The 21,602-nt window shown below is 64.7% G+C and carries 24 protein-coding genes; 20 read left to right on the top strand and 4 right to left on the bottom strand.

The window, feature by feature from the left end:
• Nucleotides 1–75 precede the first annotated feature (75 nt).
• The 7 genes from flhF (at nucleotide 76) to BZG29_RS22960 (ending at nucleotide 5,919) form a co-directional block, all read left to right on the top strand.
• Complete coding sequence (gene flhF / locus BZG29_RS22990) at nucleotides 76–1,404, top strand: flagellar biosynthesis protein FlhF (RefSeq protein ID WP_077407863.1); 1,329 nt, start codon at nucleotides 76–78, stop codon at nucleotides 1,402–1,404.
• The gene (locus BZG29_RS22985) at nucleotides 1,397–2,260 is read left to right on the top strand and encodes an antiactivator of flagellar biosynthesis FleN protein (RefSeq protein WP_077407861.1); all 864 of its coding nucleotides are present in this window, start codon (nucleotides 1,397–1,399) and stop codon (nucleotides 2,258–2,260) included. Before flhF ends, BZG29_RS22985 begins: the two co-directional genes overlap by 8 nt.
• Nucleotides 2,261–2,305: 45 nt before the next feature.
• The gene (locus BZG29_RS22980) at nucleotides 2,306–3,037 is read left to right on the top strand and encodes an RNA polymerase sigma factor FliA (protein ID WP_077407859.1); all 732 of its coding nucleotides are present in this window, start codon (nucleotides 2,306–2,308) and stop codon (nucleotides 3,035–3,037) included.
• Complete coding sequence (locus BZG29_RS22975; protein WP_077407857.1) at nucleotides 3,019–3,765, top strand: flagellar motor protein; 747 nt, start codon at nucleotides 3,019–3,021, stop codon at nucleotides 3,763–3,765. The genes BZG29_RS22980 and BZG29_RS22975 overlap by 19 nt, the downstream gene beginning before the upstream one ends.
• A gap of 16 nt (nucleotides 3,766–3,781) precedes the next feature.
• Nucleotides 3,782–4,564, top strand: a complete 783-nt coding sequence (gene motD, locus BZG29_RS22970; RefSeq protein ID WP_077409251.1) for a flagellar motor protein MotD — start codon at nucleotides 3,782–3,784, stop codon at nucleotides 4,562–4,564.
• Nucleotides 4,565–4,628: 64 nt separating this feature from the next.
• Nucleotides 4,629–4,991 (top strand): translation initiation factor Sui1, encoded by a 363-nt coding sequence (locus BZG29_RS22965; protein ID WP_077407855.1) that lies wholly within the window; start codon nucleotides 4,629–4,631, stop codon nucleotides 4,989–4,991.
• Between the two features lie 43 nt (nucleotides 4,992–5,034).
• A complete protein-coding gene (locus BZG29_RS22960; RefSeq protein WP_077407853.1) occupies nucleotides 5,035–5,919 on the top strand; it encodes a hypothetical protein in 885 nt (294 codons plus the stop codon).
• A gap of 51 nt (nucleotides 5,920–5,970) precedes the next feature.
• Here the strand turns inward: BZG29_RS22960 and BZG29_RS22955 are convergent, their stop codons facing one another.
• The 3 genes from BZG29_RS22955 to flgA all read right to left on the bottom strand — a co-directional run bounded on the left by BZG29_RS22955 (nucleotide 5,971) and on the right by flgA (nucleotide 7,562).
• On the bottom strand, nucleotides 5,971–6,438 hold the full coding sequence (locus BZG29_RS22955; RefSeq protein WP_077407851.1) for a flagella synthesis protein FlgN: 468 nt from the start codon (nucleotides 6,436–6,438) through the stop codon (nucleotides 5,971–5,973).
• Nucleotides 6,439–6,446: 8 nt separating this feature from the next.
• Nucleotides 6,447–6,755: a flagellar biosynthesis anti-sigma factor FlgM gene (gene flgM, locus BZG29_RS22950; RefSeq protein WP_034787161.1), complete on the bottom strand. Its 309-nt coding sequence runs from the start codon at nucleotides 6,753–6,755 to the stop codon at nucleotides 6,447–6,449.
• Between the two features lie 111 nt (nucleotides 6,756–6,866).
• A complete protein-coding gene (gene flgA, locus BZG29_RS22945) occupies nucleotides 6,867–7,562 on the bottom strand; it encodes a flagellar basal body P-ring formation chaperone FlgA (protein ID WP_077407849.1) in 696 nt (231 codons plus the stop codon).
• A 191-nt stretch (nucleotides 7,563–7,753) separates the two neighbouring features.
• On the opposite strand from flgA, the gene flgB reads away from it, so the two are divergent.
• The 13 genes from flgB to BZG29_RS22880 all read left to right on the top strand — a co-directional run bounded on the left by flgB (nucleotide 7,754) and on the right by BZG29_RS22880 (nucleotide 20,637).
• Complete coding sequence (gene flgB / locus BZG29_RS22940) at nucleotides 7,754–8,206, top strand: flagellar basal body rod protein FlgB (RefSeq protein WP_077407847.1); 453 nt, start codon at nucleotides 7,754–7,756, stop codon at nucleotides 8,204–8,206.
• A 2-nt stretch (nucleotides 8,207–8,208) separates the two neighbouring features.
• Nucleotides 8,209–8,610 carry a flagellar basal body rod protein FlgC gene (gene flgC, locus BZG29_RS22935; protein WP_071075845.1) on the top strand — a complete coding sequence of 134 codons (402 nt, stop codon included), beginning with the start codon at nucleotides 8,209–8,211 and terminating at the stop codon, nucleotides 8,608–8,610.
• Nucleotides 8,611–8,625: 15 nt separating this feature from the next.
• Nucleotides 8,626–9,321, top strand: coding sequence for a flagellar hook assembly protein FlgD (locus BZG29_RS22930; protein ID WP_077407845.1), 696 nt, complete (start codon nucleotides 8,626–8,628; stop codon nucleotides 9,319–9,321).
• A gap of 53 nt (nucleotides 9,322–9,374) precedes the next feature.
• The gene (locus tag BZG29_RS22925; protein ID WP_077407843.1) at nucleotides 9,375–10,922 is read left to right on the top strand and encodes a flagellar hook protein FlgE; all 1,548 of its coding nucleotides are present in this window, start codon (nucleotides 9,375–9,377) and stop codon (nucleotides 10,920–10,922) included.
• Between the two features lie 95 nt (nucleotides 10,923–11,017).
• Complete coding sequence (locus BZG29_RS22920) at nucleotides 11,018–11,761, top strand: flagellar basal body rod protein FlgF (RefSeq protein ID WP_077407841.1); 744 nt, start codon at nucleotides 11,018–11,020, stop codon at nucleotides 11,759–11,761.
• 72 nt (nucleotides 11,762–11,833) lie between these two features.
• Nucleotides 11,834–12,616, top strand: coding sequence for a flagellar basal-body rod protein FlgG (gene flgG, locus BZG29_RS22915; protein WP_034754070.1), 783 nt, complete (start codon nucleotides 11,834–11,836; stop codon nucleotides 12,614–12,616).
• Nucleotides 12,617–12,666: 50 nt separating this feature from the next.
• Complete coding sequence (locus BZG29_RS22910; RefSeq protein WP_077407839.1) at nucleotides 12,667–13,317, top strand: flagellar basal body L-ring protein FlgH; 651 nt, start codon at nucleotides 12,667–12,669, stop codon at nucleotides 13,315–13,317.
• A gap of 2 nt (nucleotides 13,318–13,319) precedes the next feature.
• On the top strand, nucleotides 13,320–14,435 hold the full coding sequence (locus BZG29_RS22905) for a flagellar basal body P-ring protein FlgI (RefSeq protein WP_077407837.1): 1,116 nt from the start codon (nucleotides 13,320–13,322) through the stop codon (nucleotides 14,433–14,435).
• Between the two features lie 10 nt (nucleotides 14,436–14,445).
• Nucleotides 14,446–15,372, top strand: coding sequence for a flagellar assembly peptidoglycan hydrolase FlgJ (flgJ, locus tag BZG29_RS22900; RefSeq protein ID WP_077407835.1), 927 nt, complete (start codon nucleotides 14,446–14,448; stop codon nucleotides 15,370–15,372).
• Between the two features lie 88 nt (nucleotides 15,373–15,460).
• Nucleotides 15,461–17,428, top strand: a complete 1,968-nt coding sequence (gene flgK, locus BZG29_RS22895) for a flagellar hook-associated protein FlgK (protein WP_077407833.1) — start codon at nucleotides 15,461–15,463, stop codon at nucleotides 17,426–17,428.
• Nucleotides 17,429–17,479: 51 nt separating this feature from the next.
• Nucleotides 17,480–18,721, top strand: coding sequence for a flagellar hook-associated protein FlgL (gene flgL, locus BZG29_RS22890; protein ID WP_171985091.1), 1,242 nt, complete (start codon nucleotides 17,480–17,482; stop codon nucleotides 18,719–18,721).
• Between the two features lie 164 nt (nucleotides 18,722–18,885).
• Nucleotides 18,886–19,329 carry a MarR family transcriptional regulator gene (locus BZG29_RS22885; RefSeq protein WP_077409249.1) on the top strand — a complete coding sequence of 148 codons (444 nt, stop codon included), beginning with the start codon at nucleotides 18,886–18,888 and terminating at the stop codon, nucleotides 19,327–19,329.
• A 48-nt stretch (nucleotides 19,330–19,377) separates the two neighbouring features.
• The gene (locus tag BZG29_RS22880) at nucleotides 19,378–20,637 is read left to right on the top strand and encodes an MFS transporter (RefSeq protein ID WP_077407831.1); all 1,260 of its coding nucleotides are present in this window, start codon (nucleotides 19,378–19,380) and stop codon (nucleotides 20,635–20,637) included.
• A 9-nt stretch (nucleotides 20,638–20,646) separates the two neighbouring features.
• Here BZG29_RS22880 and BZG29_RS22875 read toward each other — a convergent pair whose 3' ends face one another.
• A complete protein-coding gene (locus BZG29_RS22875) occupies nucleotides 20,647–21,543 on the bottom strand; it encodes a LysR family transcriptional regulator ArgP (RefSeq protein ID WP_077407829.1) in 897 nt (298 codons plus the stop codon).
• Between the last annotated feature and the right edge of the window lie 59 nt (nucleotides 21,544–21,602).

The following is a 21,602-nucleotide window of genomic DNA, read 5'->3' as shown; positions in this document are numbered from 1 at the left end:
ACTCAAGCAACAGGAGTCGACGATGGTCACACAGTTCAGCCAATATTGCGCCACCCCCGCCCTGGGAGGCCGGTCATGAATGTGAAGAAATTTACGGGCGCCTCGTCGCGCGATGCGCTGCGCAAGGTGCGCGAAGCGCTGGGCCCCGATGCCGTGATCCTGTCGAACCGCCAGGCCGATGGCGTGGTGGAAATCCTCGCGCTGGCCAATGACGACGCCGCTTCGCTGGCGTCGCCGCCGGCCGCCTCCGAAATGGCCCAGCCCCGTCCCCAGTTGCAGACCCAGTTCGCCACGCCGCAGCGTGCGGCCGCCCCGGCCCAGCGCCCGGCCGCGCCGCGCCCTGCCGCGCCGCGCCAGGCTGCCTCCGAGCCAGTGGACATGGCCCGCATGCAGCAGATGATGGCCAGCGCGCTGGCGCACGTCAAGGAAAACGCCGCCGCCGAAATGAGCGGCATGATGAATGAAATCCGCGCCATGCGCGGCATGATGGAAACCCAGCTGGCGGAAATCTCGTGGGGTTCGACGCAGCAGCGCGAGCCGCAAAAAGCCGTCGTGCTGCGCGAAATGCTGGCCGCCGGCTTCTCGGCCAGCCTGGCGCGCTACCTGATCGACAAGCTGCCGGCCGGCCTCGATGGCGCGCAAAGCATGCGCTGGATCAAGACGGTCCTGAGTCGTAACCTGAATACTGTGGCCAATGAAGACGCCATGCTGGAGCAGGGCGGCGTGTTTGCCCTGGTGGGCCCGACCGGCGTCGGCAAGACCACCAGCACGGCCAAGCTGGCGGCCCGCTGCGTGATGCGCCATGGCCCCGAAAAACTGGCCCTGATCACCACGGATGCCTACCGTATCGGCGCGCACGAACAGCTGCGCATCTACGGCAAGATCCTCGGCGTGATGGTGCATTCGGTGAAGGACGAGGCGGACTTGCGCATCGCCCTGAAAGAATTGAAAAACAAGCACACGGTGCTGATCGATACGGTGGGCGTGAGCCAGCGCGACCAGATGGTGACGGAACAGGTGGCCATGCTGTCGGGCGCCGGCGCCGACGTGAAGCGCCTGCTGTGCCTGAACTCCACGGCCACGCAGGAAACCTTGAACGAAGTGGTGCGCGCGTATCAGGGCAGCGGCCTGGCCGGCTGCATCATGACCAAGCTCGATGAAGCGGCCTCGATCGGCAATGTGCTCGACGTGGTGATCCGCCAGAAGCTGAACCTGTTTTATGTGTCGAACGGCCAGCGCGTGCCGGAAGACCTGTACCTGGCCGACCGCGGCTACCTGATCGACCGTGCCTTCAAGCTCAAGCGCGATGCGGCGGCGACGCAGTTTTCCGACGCCGAACTGCCGCTGCTGATGGCGCAGGCGGCCGCCCGCAACAATGAAGCGCGCGGGGTGCACCTTGGCTAATTTCGATTTCGACCAGGCCGAAGGCTTGCGCCGCATGCTGGCCGGCCCGCAGCCGCGCGTCATGACGTTCCTCTCGGCCACGCCGCAGGACGACAAGGGCGCCATGCTGGTCAACCTGGGCGCGTCGCTCGTCTACGGCGGCAATGACGTGCTGCTGCTCGACGCCAGCGGCGGCAGCGATGGCGTGGCATCGCGCCTGGGACTGGCGCACGGCGCCAGCCTGCGCGACGTGGCGCGCCAGCAGTGCGGCTTGAACCAGGTCATCCACCAGGTGCCGCAAGGCTTCGGCGTGGCCAGCCTGGGCGCGCGCAACCATTTGATGGACAGCATGGACTATGCGGGCGAGGATGAGCTGCGCCGCCTGGGCAAGACGTTCGACGTGCTGGCGCGCCAGAGCGGCATCGTGCTGGTCGACGGCGTCGTGGCGGACGAGGGCGATTGCTTCCCCGTGCCGCTGATGGCGTCGTCGGATATCGTCGTGCAAGTCTCGACCAGCGCCACCTCGATCAAGGCGGCGTACTGCCTGATCAAGCGCCTGAGCCAGGAACTGGGACGCCGTCCGTTCGGCATTCTCGTCACCGGCGCTTCCGAATCCGAAGCAAAAGTGGTATACGATAATATGGCGCAGGCGGCGAGCCGCTACCTGGCCGTGAAGCTGACCTCGATGGGTTCCGTGCCTGCCGACGAGTATCTGCACCGCGCGGCGCGGCTGGGCCGCAGCGTGGTCGATGCGTTTCCGCTGGCGGGAGCGTCGGTGGCGTTTCGCGGACTGGCCGAGCGGCTGGCCCGTTCGGCGGCGCCGGTGCTCGGCGGCACCTTGTACCAGACGGGGAGCCCGCACCAGTTCAGCGCCTGAATCGAACCGCAGCACCAGATAAGATGAGAAAACAATAAGCAGCCTATGTACACGGTCAAAGGGAAATCGAACAAGGACTATTTGCTGACGGAGCACATTCCGCTGGTGAAGCGTCTGGCGCACCATATGAAGGCGAAATTGCCGCCTTCGGTCGAGGTCGATGACCTGATCCAGGCCGGCATGATCGGCCTGCTCGATGCCATTACCCGCTATGAAGAGACGCATGGCGCGCAGTTCGAGACGTATGCCGTGCTGCGCATCCGCGGCGCCATGCTCGACGAATTGCGCACCAGCGACTGGTTGCCGCGCAGCATGCGCCAGAACATGCGCAAGATCGAAGAGGCGATGAGCACCCTGCAGCAGCGCCTCGGCCATCCGCCGACGGAGTCGGAAGTGGCGAAACTGCTGAAAATGTCGCTGGCCGACTACCAGGAAATGCTGGGCGACGGCGGCGGCCACCAGCTCGTGTACTACGAAGACTTTCATGACCCGGACGGCAATGACAGCTTCCTCGACCGCCACTGCGTGGACGAGGACAGCGACCCCTTGCGTTCGCTGCTCGATACCGATTTCCGGCAATCCGTGATCGATGCCATCGACGCGCTGCCGCCACGCGAGAAAATACTCATGGGCCTGTATTACGAAGAAGAGCTGAACCTGAAGGAGATCGGCGCGGTGATGGGCGTATCCGAATCGCGCGTCTCGCAGCTGCATACCCAGGCCGTCGCGCGCCTGCGCGCAACCTTGAGGGAGCTGGCGTGGACTGGTCCAGCGTAATCGGGCTGGCGCTGGCGCTGGCCGGCCTGCTGGTCGGCCAGGCACTGGAAGGCGGCAAGATGGCCTCCCTGCTGCAGCCGGCCGCCTTTGCCATCGTCATCGTCGGCACCTTCGGCGCCGTGCTGCTGCAGACGCGGTTGCGCACCTTCGTGCGCGGCCTGGAAATGCTGCGCTGGGTCTTCCTGCCGCCATCGGACACGCGCGCCGCGCTGGCGCGCGACATCGGGCAATGGAGCCTGACGGCGCGCCGCGACGGCCCGCTGGCGCTCGAGCGCCTGATGGAAAACACGGCTGACCGCTTCAACGCCAAGGGTTTGCGCATGATCGTCGACGGCATTGCGCCCGACAAGCTGCGCCAGCTGCTCGACGTGGAAATCTCCGCCTACGAAATGGCCGAGCGCCAGGCCGTCAAGGTGTGGGAATCGGCGGCCGGCTATTCGCCCACCATCGGCATCCTGGGCGCCGTGCTGGGCTTGATCCACGTGATGGAAAACCTCACCGACCCGAGCAAGCTGGGCAGCGGCATCGCCGTGGCCTTCGTCTCGACGATCTACGGCGTGGGCCTGGCCAACCTGCTGTTCCTGCCGGTGGCCAATAAACTCAAGGCCATCGTTTCGCGCCGCGTGGTGCAATATGAAATCACGGCCGCCGTGCTGTACGACATCGCCACGGGCGACCATACGCGCATCATCGAAGAGCGCGTCTCCAGCCTGCTTCACGAGCACTGAGCGAGCATTGACCATGATGCGGCGCGCGCGCAGGAAGTATGACGAGGAACCGGACAACCAGGACCGCTGGCTGATCTCGTACGCCGACTTCATCACCCTGCTGTTCGCCTTTTTCGTCGTCATGTATGCGATTTCGCAAGTCAACGAAGGCAAATACCGCGTCTTCCAGAACGCCATCGGCCAGGCCTTCAGCCTGGAAAAGGGCGCGCCGCCCATCATCATGGAAGCGCCGCAGGCGATCCCGCTGCCGAACCCCGCCCTGAAACGCCGCACGGAAGCCATCCGCCGCGAGCGCGAACACATGACGCGCCTGGCGCAGGACCTCACATCCACCCTGGCGCCGCTGGTGAAGGAAGGCAAGGTGCGGGTCACGCAGACGAGCCGCGGCGTGAGCGTGGAAATCAATGCCAGCGTGCTGTTCGACCCGGGCGCGGCGGGCTTGACGGCGGAGTCGGACCAGGCCTTGCGCGCCGTGGCCGTGCTGCTCAAGGACGACACGCACGACGTGCAGGTGGAAGGGCATACGGACGTGCAGCCGATCAGCAATTCGACCTTTGCCTCGAACTGGGAATTGTCGGCCGCGCGCGCCAGCGCCGTGGTGCGCCTGTTCATCGCCAGCGGCGTCAAGGCGTCGCGCCTGACGGCCGTCGGCCACGCCGACAATATCCCCGTGGCGCCGAACGCCACGCCGGAAGGGCGCGCGCGCAACCGCCGGGTCGCCGTGACGATTTTGTCGGGCATCCCCGAAACGGTGACGGAAGTACCGACGGCGCCCGTGGCGCCTGCGCCGGCCAATTGACGCTCGTCAACTGCGGGCTGCCGCTTGGTACAATCGCGCTTTCTTCCTCTTTTATCGTTTCCTCATGAAAAGCAGCTCCCTGGGCGGTCTCGTCTATTCCACTGAAACGGGCCGCATGTGTCCCGCCTGCCGCCAGCCGCTGGCGCAGTGCGCGTGCAAGGCGCAAGCGAAGGCCGGGCCTGCGGGCGATGGCGTGGTGCGCGTCTCGCGCCAGACCAAGGGCCGCGGCGGCAAGAGCGTCACCGTGGTGAAAGGCTTGCCGCTGGACGCCATCGCGCTGGCCCTGCTGGGCAAGCAGCTGCGCACGCAGTGCGGCTCGGGCGGCACCGTCAAGGATGGCGTGATCGAAGTGCAGGGCGACCATGTGGACGCCATCCTGGCCGCGCTGGTCAAGCTGGGCCACCAGCCGAAAAAGGCCGGCGGCTGAGCGTGCGGAGGCGTGCGGCCCGCCGCCGCGCGCCTGTGGTAACGTGCGCTTCCCATCCACGCGCATCCTCACCATGAACGTCAAATTCACCGGCTTGGCCATCGCCGCCGCCATCGCGGCAGCGCTGGCGCTCGCATACTGGCCCGCTCCCGAGAGCGCCGCGCCGGACGCCGCCGCCTCCGCCGCTGGCGCGCCTGCGGGACGCAGCCTGGAATCGTATCTGAATATCGATGCCAGCCCGGTCGCCGATGCCGCGCCGATGCCCGTCACCCTGGCGCAGCAGCTCGCGCGCCTGGCGGCCAGCGGCAAGCCGGAAGACGCGTATGCGGCGTATAACTTGCTCGACGATTGCATCGTCTTCCAGCAGGAAGGGCGCTTGCCGGGGCTGGAATTCGAACTGGGGCGCGAGATGGCGGCGGAGGAAAAAGCCGCCCAGCAGCAGCTGTGCGCGGGCCTGACGCAGCGTCAGCGCGAGGACCGCCTCGGCTACCTGGCGACTGCGGCCAGGGCGGGCGTGCCCGGAGCGGCGACCATCTTCCTGTCGGAAGGGCCGTTCGGCGACCGCAGTGCGCTGCGCAACCGTCCCGACGATCCGCTGGTGCAGGCGTGGAAGCGGCAAGCGATCGCCCAGCTGACGGCGCAGGCGGACGAGGCGGAACTGAGCAGCGTGGCTACCCTGATGATGGCCTACCTGCGCGATGGCGAGGTGGTGCGCAAGGACGCGCCGCAAGCGTATGGCTACCTGCTGGCGCTGCGCCAGGTCTACGACGACATCCTCGCGCCCGGCGTCACCAACCCGTACCAGGATGAATACTGGCACTGGCTGCAGGCGGAGCTGACGCCGGAGCAGCAGGCGGCCGCCAGCGCCAGGGCGCAGGCCATCGTGGCGAAATACCGCCAGCATGCGGGGCGTGCCGCGCACGGTTGAAGGGCAAGGCGGCGGCGCCTTGCCGGCGGATTGCTGTTAACTTAGGGGGAATCAGCCGATGACGACGCGCCGGCTGGCCGTGTTCGTCGTCGCCTGGCCACTGGGACCGTAGAAATTGCCGCTTTGGGCCGGGGGGCGCATGGCGTTCAGGGCGCCTTGCGTATGTACCATGTGCTTGTTGACGAGCAGGCTGTTCAGGCGGTTTTGCTCCTTGGCCTCGCGCGTCGTCTCGAGCAGGGCTTTCCACAGGGGCGCCGCGTCGGCTTCATTGGCGCCGACCAGCCAGTCTTCCATGCCCGCTTCGGCCGCCGTGAAACCGGCTGCCGCCAGCGCCTGGTGGCGTTGCGCCGCCAGCTGGCTCAATTGTCCTACCAGTGCCGTCTTGCGCGCCGTGAGCTCCGTGATTGCATCGATGTCAGCCGCAACCAGATGCCGCTGTTCTTCTTTCATCAATGCCAGCAATGTGGTCATGAGCTGTTGCTCGTCGCGCAGGCTGGAAAACGGAGTCACTGATTGCATGAGGGAACCTATCTATTTCGTGAGTGCAGCAAGTCCTTGACTGTGTCGAGGAGACCGTCCGCCACTTTTTCTGAGTTGACCTGGAACTGGCCGTCGGCGATCGCGAGCTTGATGCGTTCGACTTTTTTCGTGTCGAACACGGCGCCGCTGCCGGCAGTTGCACTGGCCGCTAATGCCTGTCCTTGCGGCGACAGGCGTACATTGTCCGACGTCGTCGGTGTTGCCTGGGCTTTCTCGGCATTCCGGGCGCCGGAGGTACTCGCGGGCGCCACCGGCAGGCCGGGATTGCTTTTAATGGTGTTATCGGTAATTTTCACAGCGTGATCCTCGTCTGGTCGAAGTCAAAAAACTCCGGGATATGTGTCATTATCGGCACCTTCTGCCGAAACTTTAGTGCGCCAGACCACAATATCGCTGTCCATCCGTGTTTAAAACGCCACCTCCACCAGGCCGCCAGCCCGCGCCACGCCGCTGATCTGCTGGCCGCTCTGCGTGCGTACCTGCACCGTCTGGCCATCGCCCGCGCTGCCGATGGCGCGTCCTTCTGATGCCACCTGGAAACCGTTGCCACTCGAAACGACGCGCACCAGCTGGCCCTGCATGACCACCGGCTTGCGGCGCAGGGTGTCGAGGCGCATCGGCGTGCCTGGCGGCAAGGAAATATTCGTGCTGGCGCCCACCACCTGGGCCATGTCGGTGGCGATGCCTGCAGGCAATGCGGCCAGGTCGCCCTGCATCGTCACCAGCTGGCTGGCGTCGATGGCTTGCCCTTGCGCCAGCGGCACGGCGCTGGCCACGTAGTCGCCGACGACGGCCACGTTCGCCTGCAGATAAATGGTCCAGCTGGAGGGCGCCGTGCAGCGCACGCCGACGGTGGTCTTGCCCCAGGCGCGCGCGCCCGGCGCCATGAACGCCTGCGGCGCGGGGCAGGCAGCCAGGTTCAGGCGCGGATCGACGGCGCCGACGGTGACCGTCACCTTGCCGGGCAAGCCGTTGCTTTGCACTTGCAGGAATTGTTCCACGCTGTTGCGCAGCGCTTCCGGCGTTTGCCGGCCGGCGTTTTGCGCCTGCGCCAGCAGTGGCAGGGCGGCAAAAGCAAAGAGGAAAGCGAGCGGTGTTTTCATGGTGATAGGCCTCTGGAATAGTGCCATGATAGTGCGCGCGGCCCCGTTCGAAGCGCCGATTAAGGGGTAAAAGTACGGTCTGATCCGGCGATGGTGTTGCTGGTGGGCGCCGTACTATGTTTCCTGTCATCACTAATCCGCCATCCTTCCGCCATCTCGGGCGCCAGTGGCAGATCTTTCCGGAGCCTGACATGATAGGGAAACTCGACGATTACATGCGCTTCAACGAGACGGCGCTGAGCCTGCGCTCGACGCGCCAGGAATTGCTCGCCTCGAATATCGCCAATGCCGACACGCCCAACTACAAGGCGCGCGACGTCGATTTCGCCGCCGCGCTGAAGGGGGCGATGGCGCGCAAGGATGGCGTGCCGCCGGCCCTGAAGGGCACGGCGCCGCAGCATATGCCGGGCAAGGGCGTGGCGGCCGCGGCGGGTGGCAGCGCAGGCGGCAAGGTCGAGACCCTGGCCGACGGCACGCCGCTGCTGTACCGCGCGCCGGCCCAGGGCGCCGTCGACGGCAATACGGTCGACATGGACCTGGAACGCAACGCCTTTGCCGACAATGCCATCCGCTACGAGGCGGCCGTGACGTTCCTCAACTCGCAGATCAAGGGCATGCTGACGGCCATCCAGGGAGGACAATAATCATGTCGCTATTTAATATCTTCAATGTTTCCGGTTCGGCCATGAGCGCCCAGGCGCAGCGCCTGAACACGGTGGCCAGCAACCTGGCCAATGCCGACAGCGCCACCAGCGCCACGGGCGAAGCCTACCGCGCCAAGCAGGTGGTGTTCGAAGCCGTGCCCATGGCCAACGGCGCCACGGCCGTCAAGGTGCAGAAGGTGATCGAGGATCCGTCGCCGATGAAGCTGGTGTACGACCCGAAGAACCCGCTGGCCGACGAGAAGGGCTACGTCACCATGCCCAACGTGAATACGGTCGACGAGATGGTCAACATGCTGTCCGCTTCGCGCTCGTACCAGACCAACGTGGAAACCATGAACGCGGCCAAGTCGCTGCTCCTGAAAACCCTTACCCTCGGCCAGTAAGGCTGACTGATCATTATGGCAACCATCGATACCACGACCTCCGTCACCACCGACCTGATGGCGACGATGAATCCGAAGAAGACGACGGCCGCTGCCGGCAGCGTCGAAGCGGAAACGAACAAATTCCTCACCCTGCTGGTGACCCAGCTGAAAAATCAGGATCCGATGAATCCGCTGGACAATGCACAGCTGACCAGCCAGCTGGCGCAGCTGTCCACGGTGACGGGCGTCAACAAGCTCAATACCACCGTGGAAAGCTTGAAAGCCAGCTACCAGCAAGCCGAATCGATGCAGGCGGCCAACATCATCGGCCACGGCGTGTTGACGGCAGGCAAGGACATCAACCTGAGCAAGAGCGCCGCGCTGCTGGGCGTGGACCTGGCCACGGCCGCCGACAAGGTCAAGGTCATCATCTACAAGGATGGCAAGGAAGTCCATTCCATCGACCTGGGCGCCCAGCCGGCGGGCACCTTGCCGCTGGGCTGGAACGGTTCCACCGCCGACCTCGACAAGGATGGCAAGCCGGTCGTGCTGGCCGACGGCGCCTACACCTTCGCCGTGGAAGCGACGCGCGGCGGCACCAAGCTCAAGGATGCGACGGCGCTGATGTTCGGCTCGGTCGCCAGCGTGTCGACGGGCGCCAATGGCGTGAAATTGAATGTGCCGGGCGTGGGCAGCATCACCATGGCCGACGTAAAACAGATTCTGTAAGCCGCTTCCCCTTAGCGTGACCCTCACCCCCTAATTTCTACCAGGAGAACACAATGTCTTTCCAACAAGGCCTGAGCGGCTTGAATGGCGCCGCCAAATCGCTGGACGTCATCGGTAACAACATCGCCAACTCGTCCACCGTCGGTTTCAAGCAGTCGCAGGCCCAGTTCGCTGACATTTATGCCAACTCGCTGTATGGCGTGGGCGGCAACCAGGCGGGGATCGGCGTGTCGGTCTCGCAAATCGCCCAGCAATTCAACCAGGGCAACCTGGAAACGTCGTCGAATCCCCTCGATATCGCCATCAATGGCGGCGGCTTCTTCCGTACCAGCGTCAACGGCGCCGTCCAGTACTCGCGCAATGGCCAGTTCCAGGTCGACAAGAGCGGTTTCATCGTCAACGCCCAGCTGGCGCAACTGACCGGCTATGCTGCCGACGCCAACGGCAAGATCGTTGCCGGCGCCGTCGTGCCCCTGCAGATCGACCAGTCGGACATGAAACCCCAGGCGACGACCAAGGTCGACACGCAAGTCAACCTCAATTCGAATACGGCCATGCCGACCACGGTGCCGTTCAAGCTCACGGATGACACCACGTACAGCAAACAGTTTCCCGTCGAAGTCTTCGATTCGCTGGGCAATTCCCACATCATGTCGAATTTCTATGTCAAGACGGGCACCAACACCTGGGACGTCTACTCGGCCGTTGACGGCACGGAAGTGACCAGCATGAAGGTCGCGGCCGCCCTGCAGACCGACCCTGCCTCGCTGGCCGCGCGCGCCGCCTACCAGGCCGCCGCCACGGCCGTGCCGCTGGTGCCGGCCAATGTGACGACGGCCGCCGTCGCCTATGGCAATGCGGTCGGCGCCGCCGTGTCGGCTGCCGCCGCCGCCGCGGGCGCCACGCCGGCGCAACTGGCCGCCATCGCCGCCACCTACGGCAGTGCCGTGCCGAATGGCATCAACTCGAGCCGCACGCCCGACCAGATCGACGCCGCCATCCGCGCCGTGACCGTGGTGCCCGCCGTCAAGACCGGTTCGCTGGTCTTCAATACGGTTGGCAGCCTGGACCGGGCCGCCATGCTGGCCCTGACGCCGCCGCAAACCTTGCCCGTCACCGTCAACCTGCCGATCTTCCCGGCCACGGGCGCCAATCCGACCCTCTCGGTCCAGGTCGATTTCAGCAAATCGACCCAGCTGGGCACCGCCACGGCGGAAAAGAAAACGGAAGCGGACGGCTACAAGGCAGGCCAGCTGAGCCAATTCATCGTCGGTGACGACGGCGTCATCCAGGGCCAGTACAACAATGGCAAGACGCGCGCCCTGGGGCAAGTGGTGTTGAGCAACTTTACCAACCCGAACGGCCTGGAGCCGCTGGGCAACAACGCCTGGGTGGAAAGCTCGGCCTCGGGCAAGCCCATCACGGGCGAGCCGAAGACTGGCACCCTGGGCAACTTGCGCGCCTCGGCCGTGGAAGTGTCGAACGTGGACCTGACGGCGGAACTGGTCAACATGATCACGGCCCAGCGCGCCTACCAGGCGAATGCGCAGACCATCAAGACGCAGGATTCTGTTTTACAGACTCTGGTGAACTTGCGTTAACGGATTGAACCCCTAACGGCGAAAGGCTGGGGTCGGACCCTCAGGGTCCGACCCCGGTTTCTACCTTGGGTTTCAGGCAACAGGAGAAATAAAACATGGACCGTCTCATCTACACCGCCGGCTCGGGCGCCAAGCACATCCTCGACAAGCAGGCGACCACGGCGAACAACCTGGCGAACGCCACCAGCACGGGTTTCCGTGCCCAGCTCGACTCGTTCCGCGCCGTGCCCGTGGTGGCCGACGGCATGATGCCGACGCGCACCTTCGTCGTCGATTCGACGGTCGGTTCCGATTTCACGCAGGGACCCATGCAGCACACGGGCCGCGCGCTCGACGTGGCCGTGGAAAACGGCGGCTGGATCGCGGTGCAGTCGGCCGACGGTTCCGAAGCCTACACGCGCAACGGCGCCCTGAAACTCAATGAAAACGGCATGCTGCAAACGCAGGGCGGGCTGATGGTGCAGGGCGATACGGGGCCCATGGCGATTCCGCCCGGCGTGACGGTGGCCATCGCCAGCGACGGCACGGTGGGCACGATTTCCACCGACGTGCCGCCGGGCCCGTCGACGGTGCTGGGACGCATCAAGCTGGTCAACCCGCCCGAGCAGCAACTGGTGCGCGGCGACGACGGCCTGTTCCGGCTGAAGGATGGCACGGTGGCGCAGGCCGACCAGGCCGTCAAGCTGACCACCGGCGCTCTGGAAGGCAGCAATGTCAGTCCCGTCGATTCGATGGTCAGCATGATCGCCCTGGCGCGCCAGTTCGAAACGCAAATGAGCTTGTTGAAGAATGCCGAGAATAACGCGGCGAAAGCCACCCAGATCCTCGCTTTGAATTGATGGGGGCCACCGCATAATGGTCGCATAGAAATAGTCTACAGGGCTGGTTAGCGCTGTTATTGGAGAAATATCATGATTCGTTCCCTTTGGATTGCCAAGACCGGCCTGGAAGCGCAGCAAACGCAGATGGACGTGATCGCCAATAACCTGGCCAACGTCAGCACCACCGGCTTCAAGAAGTCGCGCGCCGTGTTCGAGGACTTGCTGTATCAAAATGTGCGCCAGCCGGGCGCGCAATCGTCGCAGCAAACCCAGCTGCCATCGGGCTTGCAGATCGGCACGGGCGTGCGCACCGTGGCTACCGAACGCATCCATACCCAGGGCAATCCCCAGGCATCGGGCAATTCGCGCGACGTGATGGTCAACGGCACCGGCTTTTTCCAGGTGCTGATGCCGGACGGCGCCACCGCCTATACGCGCGACGGCTCGTTCCAGACGGATGCCAACGGCCAGCTCGTCACCTCGGAAGGCTTCGTCATCCAGCCCGCCATCACCGTGCCGACGAATGCGCTGAGCCTGACCGTGGCGCGCGACGGCACCGTTTCCGTCACCTTGCCCGACACTGTTGCGCCATCGCAAATCGGCTCGCTGCAGCTGACCACTTTCGTCAATCCCGCCGGCCTGGAATCGAAGGGCGAAAACCTGTACATGGAAACGGGCGCCTCCGGCGTGGCGCAAACCAACACCCCGGGCACCAACGGCGCCGGCGTGCTGATGCAGGGCTATATCGAGACGTCGAACGTCAACGTGGCCGAGGAAATGGTCAACATGATCCAGACGCAGCGCGCCTACGAGATCAACAGCAAGGCCATCACCACATCCGATCAAATGCTGCAGAAATTGTCGCAACTTTAATTTTCATAGTCGTCATGCCATCCGCCGCCGGATGGCAGCGGAGGTTCGCCATGCAATACCCCATCATCGCTTTGTTGTCCGCAGTCCTGCTGTCCGGCTGCGCCATCACGCCTACGTCCATCGTGCAATATCCCACCACCACGCGCGCGCCGATGCCGGAACCCGTGGTCGTCAACAACGGTTCCATCTACCAGCCGTCGACCTACCGTCCCGCCTTCGAAGACCGCCGCGCGCGCCACGTGGGCGACACCATGACGATCGCCATCACCGAGCGCACGAATGCCGTCAAGGCGGGCGCCAGCTCCGGCAACAAGTCCGGCAGCGTGGGCTTCAGCACGCCGGGCTTCGCCCAGGGCCGTTTCGGCGGCACCGTGGCGGCGAATGGCGCGACGAAATTTGCCGATGGCGACAACCAGTCCGCCAGCAACACGTTTTCCGGCACCATTGGCGTGACGGTGATCGAGGTATTGCCAAACGGAAACTTGATCGTCGCCGGCGAAAAACAGATCGCCATGAACAAGGGCACGGAATTCATCCGCTTCTCGGGCATGGTCAATCCGGACACCATCGGCACGGGCAACGTCGTGCCCTCGACCCAGGTGGCCGAAGCGCGCGTCGAATACCGCACCAACAGCCAGATCGACCGCGCCGAAATGGCGTCGATGGCCTCGCGCTTCTTCCTCAGCCTGTTGCCGTTCTGATCATGGCAACGTCGACCTTTTCCCGCTTTGCCGCCATTTTCGGCCTGGCCATCTCCCTGCTGGCGCCCGTGGCGCAAGCCGAGCGCATCAAGGATCTGGCCAGCATCGCCGGCGTGCGCCAGAATCAGCTGATGGGCTATGGCCTCGTCGTCGGCCTCGACGGCAGCGGCGACCAGACCACGCAAACCCCGTTCACCATCCAGAGCGTGGCGGCGATGCTGCAGCAGCAAGGCATCAACTTGCCGCAAGGCACCAGTTTGCAGCTGAAAAACGTGGCCGCCGTGATGGTGACGACGGCCTTGCCCGCGTTTGCCCAGCCGGGCCAGTTGCTCGACGTGACGGTGTCGTCGATGGGCAATGCGAAAAGCTTGCGCGGCGGCACTTTATTGATGACGCCCCTGAAGGGCGCCGACGGCCAGGTGTACGGCATGGCGCAAGGCAACGTGCTGGTGGGCGGCGTGGGCGCGCAGGCTGCCGGCAGTTCCGTCGTCATCAATCACTTGAGCGTGGGCCGCATCTCGGGCGGCGCGACCGTCGAGCGCACCGTGCCTTCGGCGCTGGGCGCCAACAACACCATCCGCCTGGAATTGAACGCCACCGATTTCGCCACCGCCAGCCGCGTGGTCGACGCCATCAACAGCCGCTACGGCGCCGGCACGGCCGCCGCGCTCGACGGCCGCGTGATCCAGGTGCAGTCGCCGAGCGGCAGCGACCAGCGCGTGTCCTTTTTGGGCCAGCTGGAAAGCATCGAAGTCAACCCGGCCCGCCTGGCGGCCAAGGTCATCATGAATGCGCGCACCGGTTCCGTCGTGATGAACCAGTCCGTGACCCTGGAAACGTGCGCCATTTCGCACGGCAACCTGTCCGTCACCATCAATGTCGAGCCGCAAGTGAGCCAGCCGGCCCCCTTGTCGGGCGGGCGCACGGTGGTCACGCAGACGGCGCAGATCGATATCAAGAAGGAACCGGGCAAGGTCATGCTGGTCAAGGGCGGCGCCTCGCTGTCCGACGTGGTCAAGGCCCTCAACGCCATCGGCGCTTCGCCGCAAGACTTGCTGGCCATCCTGCAGGCGATGAAGGCGGCCGGTTCGCTGCGCGCCGAACTTGAAATCATTTGATGGACACGCCATGATCAGCCAAACCGACCTCAGCAATACCGCCGCCTATGACGTGAAAGGCATGGATGGCCTGCGCCAGTCCGCCAAGGCGAAGGATCCCGCCGCCCTGAAAGAGGCGGCCACGCAATTTGAAGCCATGTTCATCAACATGATGATGAAAAGCATGCGCGAAGCCACGCCGCAGGACGGCATCATGGACAGCCAGCAAAGCAAGATGTATACCTCGATGCTGGACCAGCAGACGAGCCAGAACCTGGCCAAGCGGGGCACGGGCCTGGCTGACGTGCTGATCCGCCAATTGTCGTCGTCGAACCAGGCGCTGGCCGCCGACGGCGCCGAAACGCCGTCGCCCCGGTCATCCAGCATGGCGCAGGCGCTGGCCGCCTTCCGCCAGCAGCAGGGCGCCCTCGCCGAGGGGGCCGGCAGCGCCGCCGCCAGCGGCAAGACCCTGAGCGACAAGGCCAACGCCACGCAGGCGCCGCACGTGCGCGCCTTCCAGGAAAAGCTGGGCGTGCATGCGGAAGAAGCCAGCCGCGCCACGGGCATCCCGGCCAAGTTCATGCTGGGCCAGGCGGCGCTGGAAACGGGCTGGGGCAAGCGCGAAATCATCAGCCGCGACGGCAGCAGCAGCCACAACCTGTTCGGCATCAAGGCATCGAGCGACTGGAAGGGCAAGGTCACGGAAGCTGTTACCACGGAATATGTAAATGGCAAGGCGCAGCGCAAGGTGGAAAAATTCCGCGCCTATGACAGCTATGCCGACAGCTTCAAGGATTATGCGCAGTTGATTACCAACAACAAGCGCTACGAAAAAGTCCTGGCCAGCGCGGGCGACGCCAGCACCTTCGCCCAGGGCTTGCAGAAAGCCGGCTATGCGACGGACCCGAATTACGCTGCCAAATTGACAAAAATCATTAAAAATTCTCTGGTCGGCTGACGCCCCGCCTTGCCCCCGTGCAAGCCGCGCGCTTCAAGTTTTCGCCGCGGCTGCCGTAAATACTATTGACGGTAACCAATAAGACACCATGACTTCGAATCTACTCAGCATCGGTAAGAGCGGTTTGCTTGCAGCGCAGGTGGGCCTGTCGACGACCGGGCATAACATCACCAATGCCAACGTGGACGGTTACAACCGCCAGGTGGTGCTGCAGCAGACGGCGCAGTTCAACAATGCCGGTTATGGCTTTGTTGGCAATGGTACCGAGGTATCGCAAGTCAAGCGCCAGTACGACGGTTTCATGGCGGCCCAGGTAAATGGCGCGCAGTCGGCCACCAGTTCGCTCGACGCGTATTACACGCAGATCAGCCAGATCGACAATATGCTGGCCGACCCCACGGCCGGGCTGTCGCCGGCGATGGCCGATTTCTTCAAGGGCGTGCAGGATTTCAGCTCGAATCCCTCGTCCGTGTCGTCGCGCCAGGCATTGCTGTCGAGCGCAAACTCGCTGACGGCCCGCTTCCAGGGCCTCAGCGCGCGCCTGACGGAGATCGGCGACGGCGTCAATTCGCAGATCACCTCGAACGTCAAGGTGATCAATTCATACGCCAAGCAGATCGCGGAACTGAATACCTCGATTACCAATCTGACCGTGAATGAAAGCAATCAGCCCAACGATTTGCTGGACCAGCGCGACCAGCTGATCACTGAGCTGAACAAATACGTCAAGGCAACGGTTCAGCCTGGCGCGGGCAACTCGATTACCGTCTCGATCGGCTCGGGCCAGCCGCTGGTGGTGGGCGACAAGAACTTCGAGCTGGCCGTCACGCCGTCGCCGACGGACCCGAACCGCCTGGACGTGGGCTATGTGACGGGCACCAGCGTCACCAAGCTGTCGGAAAGTTCCTTGAGCGGCGGCGCGCTGGGCGGCTTGCTGGAATTCCGCAGCGGCAGCCTGGACCGTATCCAGAATTCGCTGGGCAAGGTCGCCATCGCACTGGCTTCCACCTTCAATGAACAGCACAAGCTGGGCCAGGACTTGAATGGCGACATGGGGGGCGACTTCTTCAAGCTGCCCGATCCCGTCATCGGCGCCGATTACCGCAATAACGCGACCAGCACGACCGTTCTGTCGGCCAAGGTCAGCGATCCGACCAAGCTGACGGCCAGCGATTATGCCGTCAAGTATGACGGCGCCAATTATGTGGTGACGCGCCAGAGCGACGGCGCGAAAACGACCATCAACCCGTATCCGCAAACGGTGCCGCAAACCATCGACGGCGTGGATTTCTCGATCTCGGGCGCGGCTGCCGAAGGCGACAACTTCATGGTCAGGCCGACGGCCCACGGCGCTTCCGACCTGGCCGTGGCGATTACCGACCGCAACAAGCTGGCTGCCGGCGCGCCGATCGCCACGGGCGCGCCCGTCAGCAACACGGGCAGCGGCAAGCTGGGCGCAGGTAGCGTCGACAAGGCATATTTGACGCCGGGCAATGCCTTGACGGGCACCGTCACCTTGACGTACGACAAGGCGACCACTTCGCTGTCGGGTTTCCCCGCGGGCCAGGCCGTGACGGTGAAAGGCTTGAACGGCGCCACCACCACGTATCCGGCCGGCACGGCGAACATCCCGTACACGGAAGGCGACAGCTTCAGCTTTGGCGGCATCAACGTCAACATGACGGGGGCGCCCGCGCAGGGCGATAAATTCACCATCGGGCCGAACTCGGGCGGCGTGGGCGACAACCGCAATGCCTCCCTACTGGCGGGCTTGCAGACGAAAAACATTCTCGACGGCGGCAAGGCCACGTTCCAGGGTTCGTACGCGGAAACCGTCAGCTATGTCGGCAACAAGACGCGCGAAGTACAGGTCAGCGGCCTGGCCAGTCTTGCGTTGTTGCAACAAACCAGCACGCAGCAGCAAGCCGTCTCCGGCGTCAACCTCGATGAAGAGGCGGCCAATCTGCTGCGCTATCAGCAAGCCTACCAGGCTTGCGGCAAGGTCATGCAGATCGCCAGCACCCTGTTCGACGTGGTCATCGGCCTCGGACGTTAATTATTCAAGCGGCGGCGCCTGGCGTCCGCCGCCATCAGGAAGGGCAGCATCATGCGCATCAGTACCAAAATGATCTATGACGCGGGCAGCACGCAGCTGAACAACCTGCAGGGCGCGTTGAACCGTACCCAGATGCAGCTGTCGGCGAACCGCCGCAACCTGACGCCGGCCGACGACCCGATCGCCTCGGCGCGCGCGCTGGAAGTGACGCAGTCGCAAACGATCAACACGCAATTCGTGACGAACCGCTCGAACGCCAAGAATTTCCTCTCGCAGGAAGAGCTGGCCCTGGCCAGCACCACTTCGCTGATCGCCGACGTGCAGGATCTGGTGCTCAAGGCCGGCAATCCGGCCTTGAAGGATGTCGACCGCCAGAGCCTGGCCACGGAGCTGCAGGGCCGTTTGACCGATCTGTTGGGCATCGCCAACACGTCCGACAACGCGGGCGGCTACCTGTTTGCCGGCTACAAGTCGACGACGCAACCGTTCAGCCAGACGCCGGGCGGCGCCACCTACGTGGGCGACCAGGGCCAGCGCGAGCTGCAAGTGGGCTCGGCCCGCTACCTGGCCACCAGCGATTCGGGCGCGACCGTGTTTGAGAATAATTTGACGGGCAACGGCAAGTTCACCACGGCGGCCGATCCGGGCAACTTCACGCGCGGCGGCGCCGGCATCATTTCCGGCGGCACCGTCACCGATCCCACCAAGTTGACGGGGCATAAGTACTCGATCGATTTCCAGGTGACGGGCACGGGCACCGCTGCCGTCACGACCTATACCGTGACGGACGTAACCCTGGGCCAGACCATCCCGAATCCCGCCGTGCCCGTGCCCTACAAGTCTGGCGACGCCATCAACTTTGACGGCCAGCAAGTCAATGTCGCGGGCAAGCCGGCCGACCTGGACAAGTTCACCCTGGAGCCCAGCGGCAAGGAATCGATCTTTAGCACCATCACCAAGCTGATCGGTGTGCTGGGCCAGCCGGCCTCGGGCGACGCGGGGCAGGCGCGCCTGACGGCCGGCCTGAACGCGGCGCACGATATCCTCGACACGGCTTACGACAACGTGCTGTCGGTGCGCGCGGAAGTCGGTTCGCGCCTGAAGGAACTCGACACGCTCGACAGCGCCGGCGACGACCTCGACCTGCAGTATGCGAGCACCCTGTCGGGCTTGCAGGACCTGGATATGGTGAAGGCGATTTCCCTGTTCAGCCAGCAACAGATCACCCTGCAGGCGGCGCAGAAGTCGTTTACCTCGATCTCGGGCCTGTCGCTGTTCAATTACATCAGCTAAGCGATCCGCATCGGATGGCCGGCAAGCCGGGGCTGGGAGCAGATCTCCCGCCCCGGCTTTTTTGCGTCCGCAAGATGGCTATCTTGATAAAATATGCAGGCAAACTGTGCAGTCTACCTGCATATCTGTTATAGTGGAGGCTGTTGATCCACTACATGACTGCCATGACCGTCCCGCAAGAAGACCACGAACAAGTTCTGCAACTGGCCGGCGAATTGCGCATCCTGGTCGGCAAGCTGCGCCGCCGCCTGCGCGAAGAGGCGCACCTGGGCGATGTCAGCATGTCGCAGGCATCTGTGCTCAGCCGTCTTGAACGCGACGGCCCGGCCACGGCCAGCAGCCTGGCGCGTGCCGAAGGCATGCGGCCCCAGTCGATGGCCGCCACCGTGCTGGCGCTGACCGAGGCGCGGATGGTGACGGGCTCGCCCGATCCGCTCGACGGCCGGCAAACGCTATTGACCCTGACGGACAGTTGCCGCGCCTGGATCGCAGCCAGCCGCGCCGCGCGCGAAGACTGGCTGGCACGCACCATTGAAACCCGGCTCACGCCGGACGAAGTCACCGAACTGAACCATGCGGTGGCATTACTCAAACGTTTGGCGGAGTGATCCGCTGAATTTTCCACCACGACCCCGGCAAGGAGCCCGCACGCCCAGATGAACAACACATTCCGTTCGCTACGCAATCCCAATTACCGTATCTGGGCCGGCGGCGCCCTCGTGTCGAATATCGGCACCTGGATGCAGCGCACGGCGCAGGATTGGCTGGTGCTGAGCGAATTGACGCAGCACAATGCCAGCGCCGTCGGCATCGTCATGGCCTTGCAATTCGGCCCGCAACTGCTGTTGCTGCCCCTGACGGGCATGGCGGCCGACTTGCTCGACCGCAGGAAATTGCTGCTGTGCACGCAGGCGGCCATGGGTTTGCTGGCGCTGTGCCTGGGTTTGCTGTGCATCAGCGGCCTCGTGCAACTGTGGCACGTGTATGTGTTTGCTTTCCTGCTGGGCTGCGTGACGGCCTTCGATGCGCCCGTGCGCCAGACTTTTGTGGCCGAAATCGTCGGCGAGGAAGACTTGACCAATGCCGTGGCGCTCAATTCCACCTCGTTCAATGCGGCGCGCATGCTGGGCCCGGCCGTGGCCGGCTTGCTGATCAGCAGCGTCGGCAGCGGCTGGGTCTTCATCATCAACGCCGTCTCGTTTGCCGCCGTGATCGGTTCGCTGTTGCTGCTGCGCGTGGAATTGCTGCGCCGCGCGCCGCGCCTGAAGGCCACGCGGGCCAGCCTGGGCGAGGGTTTCCGCTACGTGCGCCAGCGGCCCGACCTGATGGCCATTTTGCTGATGCTGTTCCTGATCGGCACTTTCGGCCTGAACTTCCCGATTTTCCTGTCGACCATGTCCGTGACGGCCTTCCATGCGGGCGCCGGCCAGTATGGCGTGCTCAGTTCCGTGATGGCTTGCGGCTCCGTGGCCGGCGCCCTGCTGGCGGCGGGGCGGGGCCAGCCGACGCTGGCCTTGCTGCTGGGGGCGGCGGCGCTGTTCGGCCTGGCGTGCGCGCTGGCCGCCGTGATGCCCAATTACTGGCTGTTCGGCATGATGCTGGTAGTCATCGGCATCGCCGCGCAAACGTTTACCACCAGCGTCAACAGCAGCGTGCAGCTGTCGACGGCGCCCGCCATGCGGGGCCGGGTCATGGCCATCGTGCTGGCCATCTCGGCCGGCGGCACGCCGCTTGGCGCGCCCATCGTGGGTTGGGTAGCCGACACCTTCGGCCCGCGCTGGGCGCTGGGCATCGCCGCGCTGTCGGGCCTGGCGGCGGCGCTGGTCGGCGTGCGCTACCTGGTCAAGCATCACCAGCTGCGCTTGAACGTCGACTTGCGGCGCCGGCGCTTTGCGCTCAGCAGCGACCAGCCCTGAGGCTGGCAATCAGGGCGGCAGCAGGTCCGTGCGGGCGGCGGCCAGGATGGCGCCGCTCAAGCCGTCGAGCAGGCCGGACGCGGCGCGCGCCGTATGCCAGTGCAGCGGCACATCGAGGGGCGTAGCGGGCAGCAGTTCGACCAGGCTGCCATTGTCGAGACATGGCTGGATCAGCGCCTGCGGGTGCAAGCCCCAGCCCATGCCCGCCAGGGCGGCCGTGACGAAGGCGTGCGATGAGGGCAGGGCATGGCGCGGCAATTCCACGTGCCGGTGGCACAGGCGCCGCACCCAGCGCGCCTGCAGCTCGTCCTTGGTATTGAAGACGAGGCTGGGCGCCAGCGCCAGGCTGGCGGCGCCCACGCCGTGGGCAAAATACCGCTGCAGGAAGGCGGGACTGGCGGCCGCCAGGTAGCGCATGGCGCCCAGCGGGCGGCTGTTGCAGCCCGATGCGGGCCGGGCCGTGGCGCTGACGGCCGCCAGCACGGCGCCGCTGCGCAGCCATTCGGCCGTATGGTCCTGGTCGTCGACGGCCACTTGCAGCAGCACTGGGTATTCGGCCGCAAAGGCGGCGATGGCGGGCGCCAGCCAGGTGGCCAGGCTGTCGGCATTCACGGCGATGGGCACGCTGGCGCGCGACTGCCCCTGCACTGCCAGCGCCGGCAAGGTCCCCTGCAAATCCTGTTCCAGCAGCTGCACCTGGTCCACGTGCTGGCACAGGCGCCGGCCCGTTTCCGTGGCGCGGCAGGGCTGGTCGCGTATCACCAGCGCGCAGCCGACGCGCTCTTCCAGCAGGCGGATGCGCTGCGAGATGGCCGATGGCGTCACGTGCAAGGTGCGCGCCGCGCGCTCGAAACTGCCTTCGCGGATGACGGCGGCCAGGGCAGCGAGGGCGGCATAATCGAGCATGAATGAAGTTTTCCTTAACTAGCTATAGAAAAGGTAGTTTGCCTTCATTCCTTTCGGCT

Origin of the sequence: Janthinobacterium sp. LM6, from assembly GCF_002002885.1 — a bacterium.
GTDB lineage: Bacteria > Pseudomonadota > Gammaproteobacteria > Burkholderiales > Burkholderiaceae_D > Janthinobacterium > Janthinobacterium kumbetense.
Note: the sequence above shows the minus strand (reverse complement) of the source record. Positions and strands in the feature narration are given on the sequence as shown.

Coding starts and splice junctions, on each gene's coding strand:
- flhF (WP_077407863.1), top strand. CDS start 76: ATGAATGTGAAGAAATTTACGGGCGCCTCGTCGCGCGATGCGCTGCGC.
- BZG29_RS22980 (WP_077407859.1), top strand. CDS start 2,306: ATGTACACGGTCAAAGGGAAATCGAACAAGGACTATTTGCTGACGGAG.
- motD (WP_077409251.1), top strand. CDS start 3,782: ATGCGGCGCGCGCGCAGGAAGTATGACGAGGAACCGGACAACCAGGAC.
- BZG29_RS22965 (WP_077407855.1), top strand. CDS start 4,629: ATGAAAAGCAGCTCCCTGGGCGGTCTCGTCTATTCCACTGAAACGGGC.
- BZG29_RS22955 (WP_077407851.1), bottom strand. CDS start 6,438: ATGCAATCAGTGACTCCGTTTTCCAGCCTGCGCGACGAGCAACAGCTC.
- flgA (WP_077407849.1), bottom strand. CDS start 7,562: ATGAAAACACCGCTCGCTTTCCTCTTTGCTTTTGCCGCCCTGCCACTG.
- flgB (WP_077407847.1), top strand. CDS start 7,754: ATGATAGGGAAACTCGACGATTACATGCGCTTCAACGAGACGGCGCTG.
- flgC (WP_071075845.1), top strand. CDS start 8,209: ATGTCGCTATTTAATATCTTCAATGTTTCCGGTTCGGCCATGAGCGCC.
- BZG29_RS22930 (WP_077407845.1), top strand. CDS start 8,626: ATGGCAACCATCGATACCACGACCTCCGTCACCACCGACCTGATGGCG.
- BZG29_RS22925 (WP_077407843.1), top strand. CDS start 9,375: ATGTCTTTCCAACAAGGCCTGAGCGGCTTGAATGGCGCCGCCAAATCG.
- BZG29_RS22920 (WP_077407841.1), top strand. CDS start 11,018: ATGGACCGTCTCATCTACACCGCCGGCTCGGGCGCCAAGCACATCCTC.
- flgG (WP_034754070.1), top strand. CDS start 11,834: ATGATTCGTTCCCTTTGGATTGCCAAGACCGGCCTGGAAGCGCAGCAA.
- BZG29_RS22910 (WP_077407839.1), top strand. CDS start 12,667: ATGCAATACCCCATCATCGCTTTGTTGTCCGCAGTCCTGCTGTCCGGC.
- BZG29_RS22905 (WP_077407837.1), top strand. CDS start 13,320: ATGGCAACGTCGACCTTTTCCCGCTTTGCCGCCATTTTCGGCCTGGCC.
- flgJ (WP_077407835.1), top strand. CDS start 14,446: ATGATCAGCCAAACCGACCTCAGCAATACCGCCGCCTATGACGTGAAA.
- flgK (WP_077407833.1), top strand. CDS start 15,461: ATGACTTCGAATCTACTCAGCATCGGTAAGAGCGGTTTGCTTGCAGCG.
- flgL (WP_171985091.1), top strand. CDS start 17,480: ATGCGCATCAGTACCAAAATGATCTATGACGCGGGCAGCACGCAGCTG.
- BZG29_RS22885 (WP_077409249.1), top strand. CDS start 18,886: ATGACCGTCCCGCAAGAAGACCACGAACAAGTTCTGCAACTGGCCGGC.
- BZG29_RS22880 (WP_077407831.1), top strand. CDS start 19,378: ATGAACAACACATTCCGTTCGCTACGCAATCCCAATTACCGTATCTGG.
- BZG29_RS22875 (WP_077407829.1), bottom strand. CDS start 21,543: ATGCTCGATTATGCCGCCCTCGCTGCCCTGGCCGCCGTCATCCGCGAA.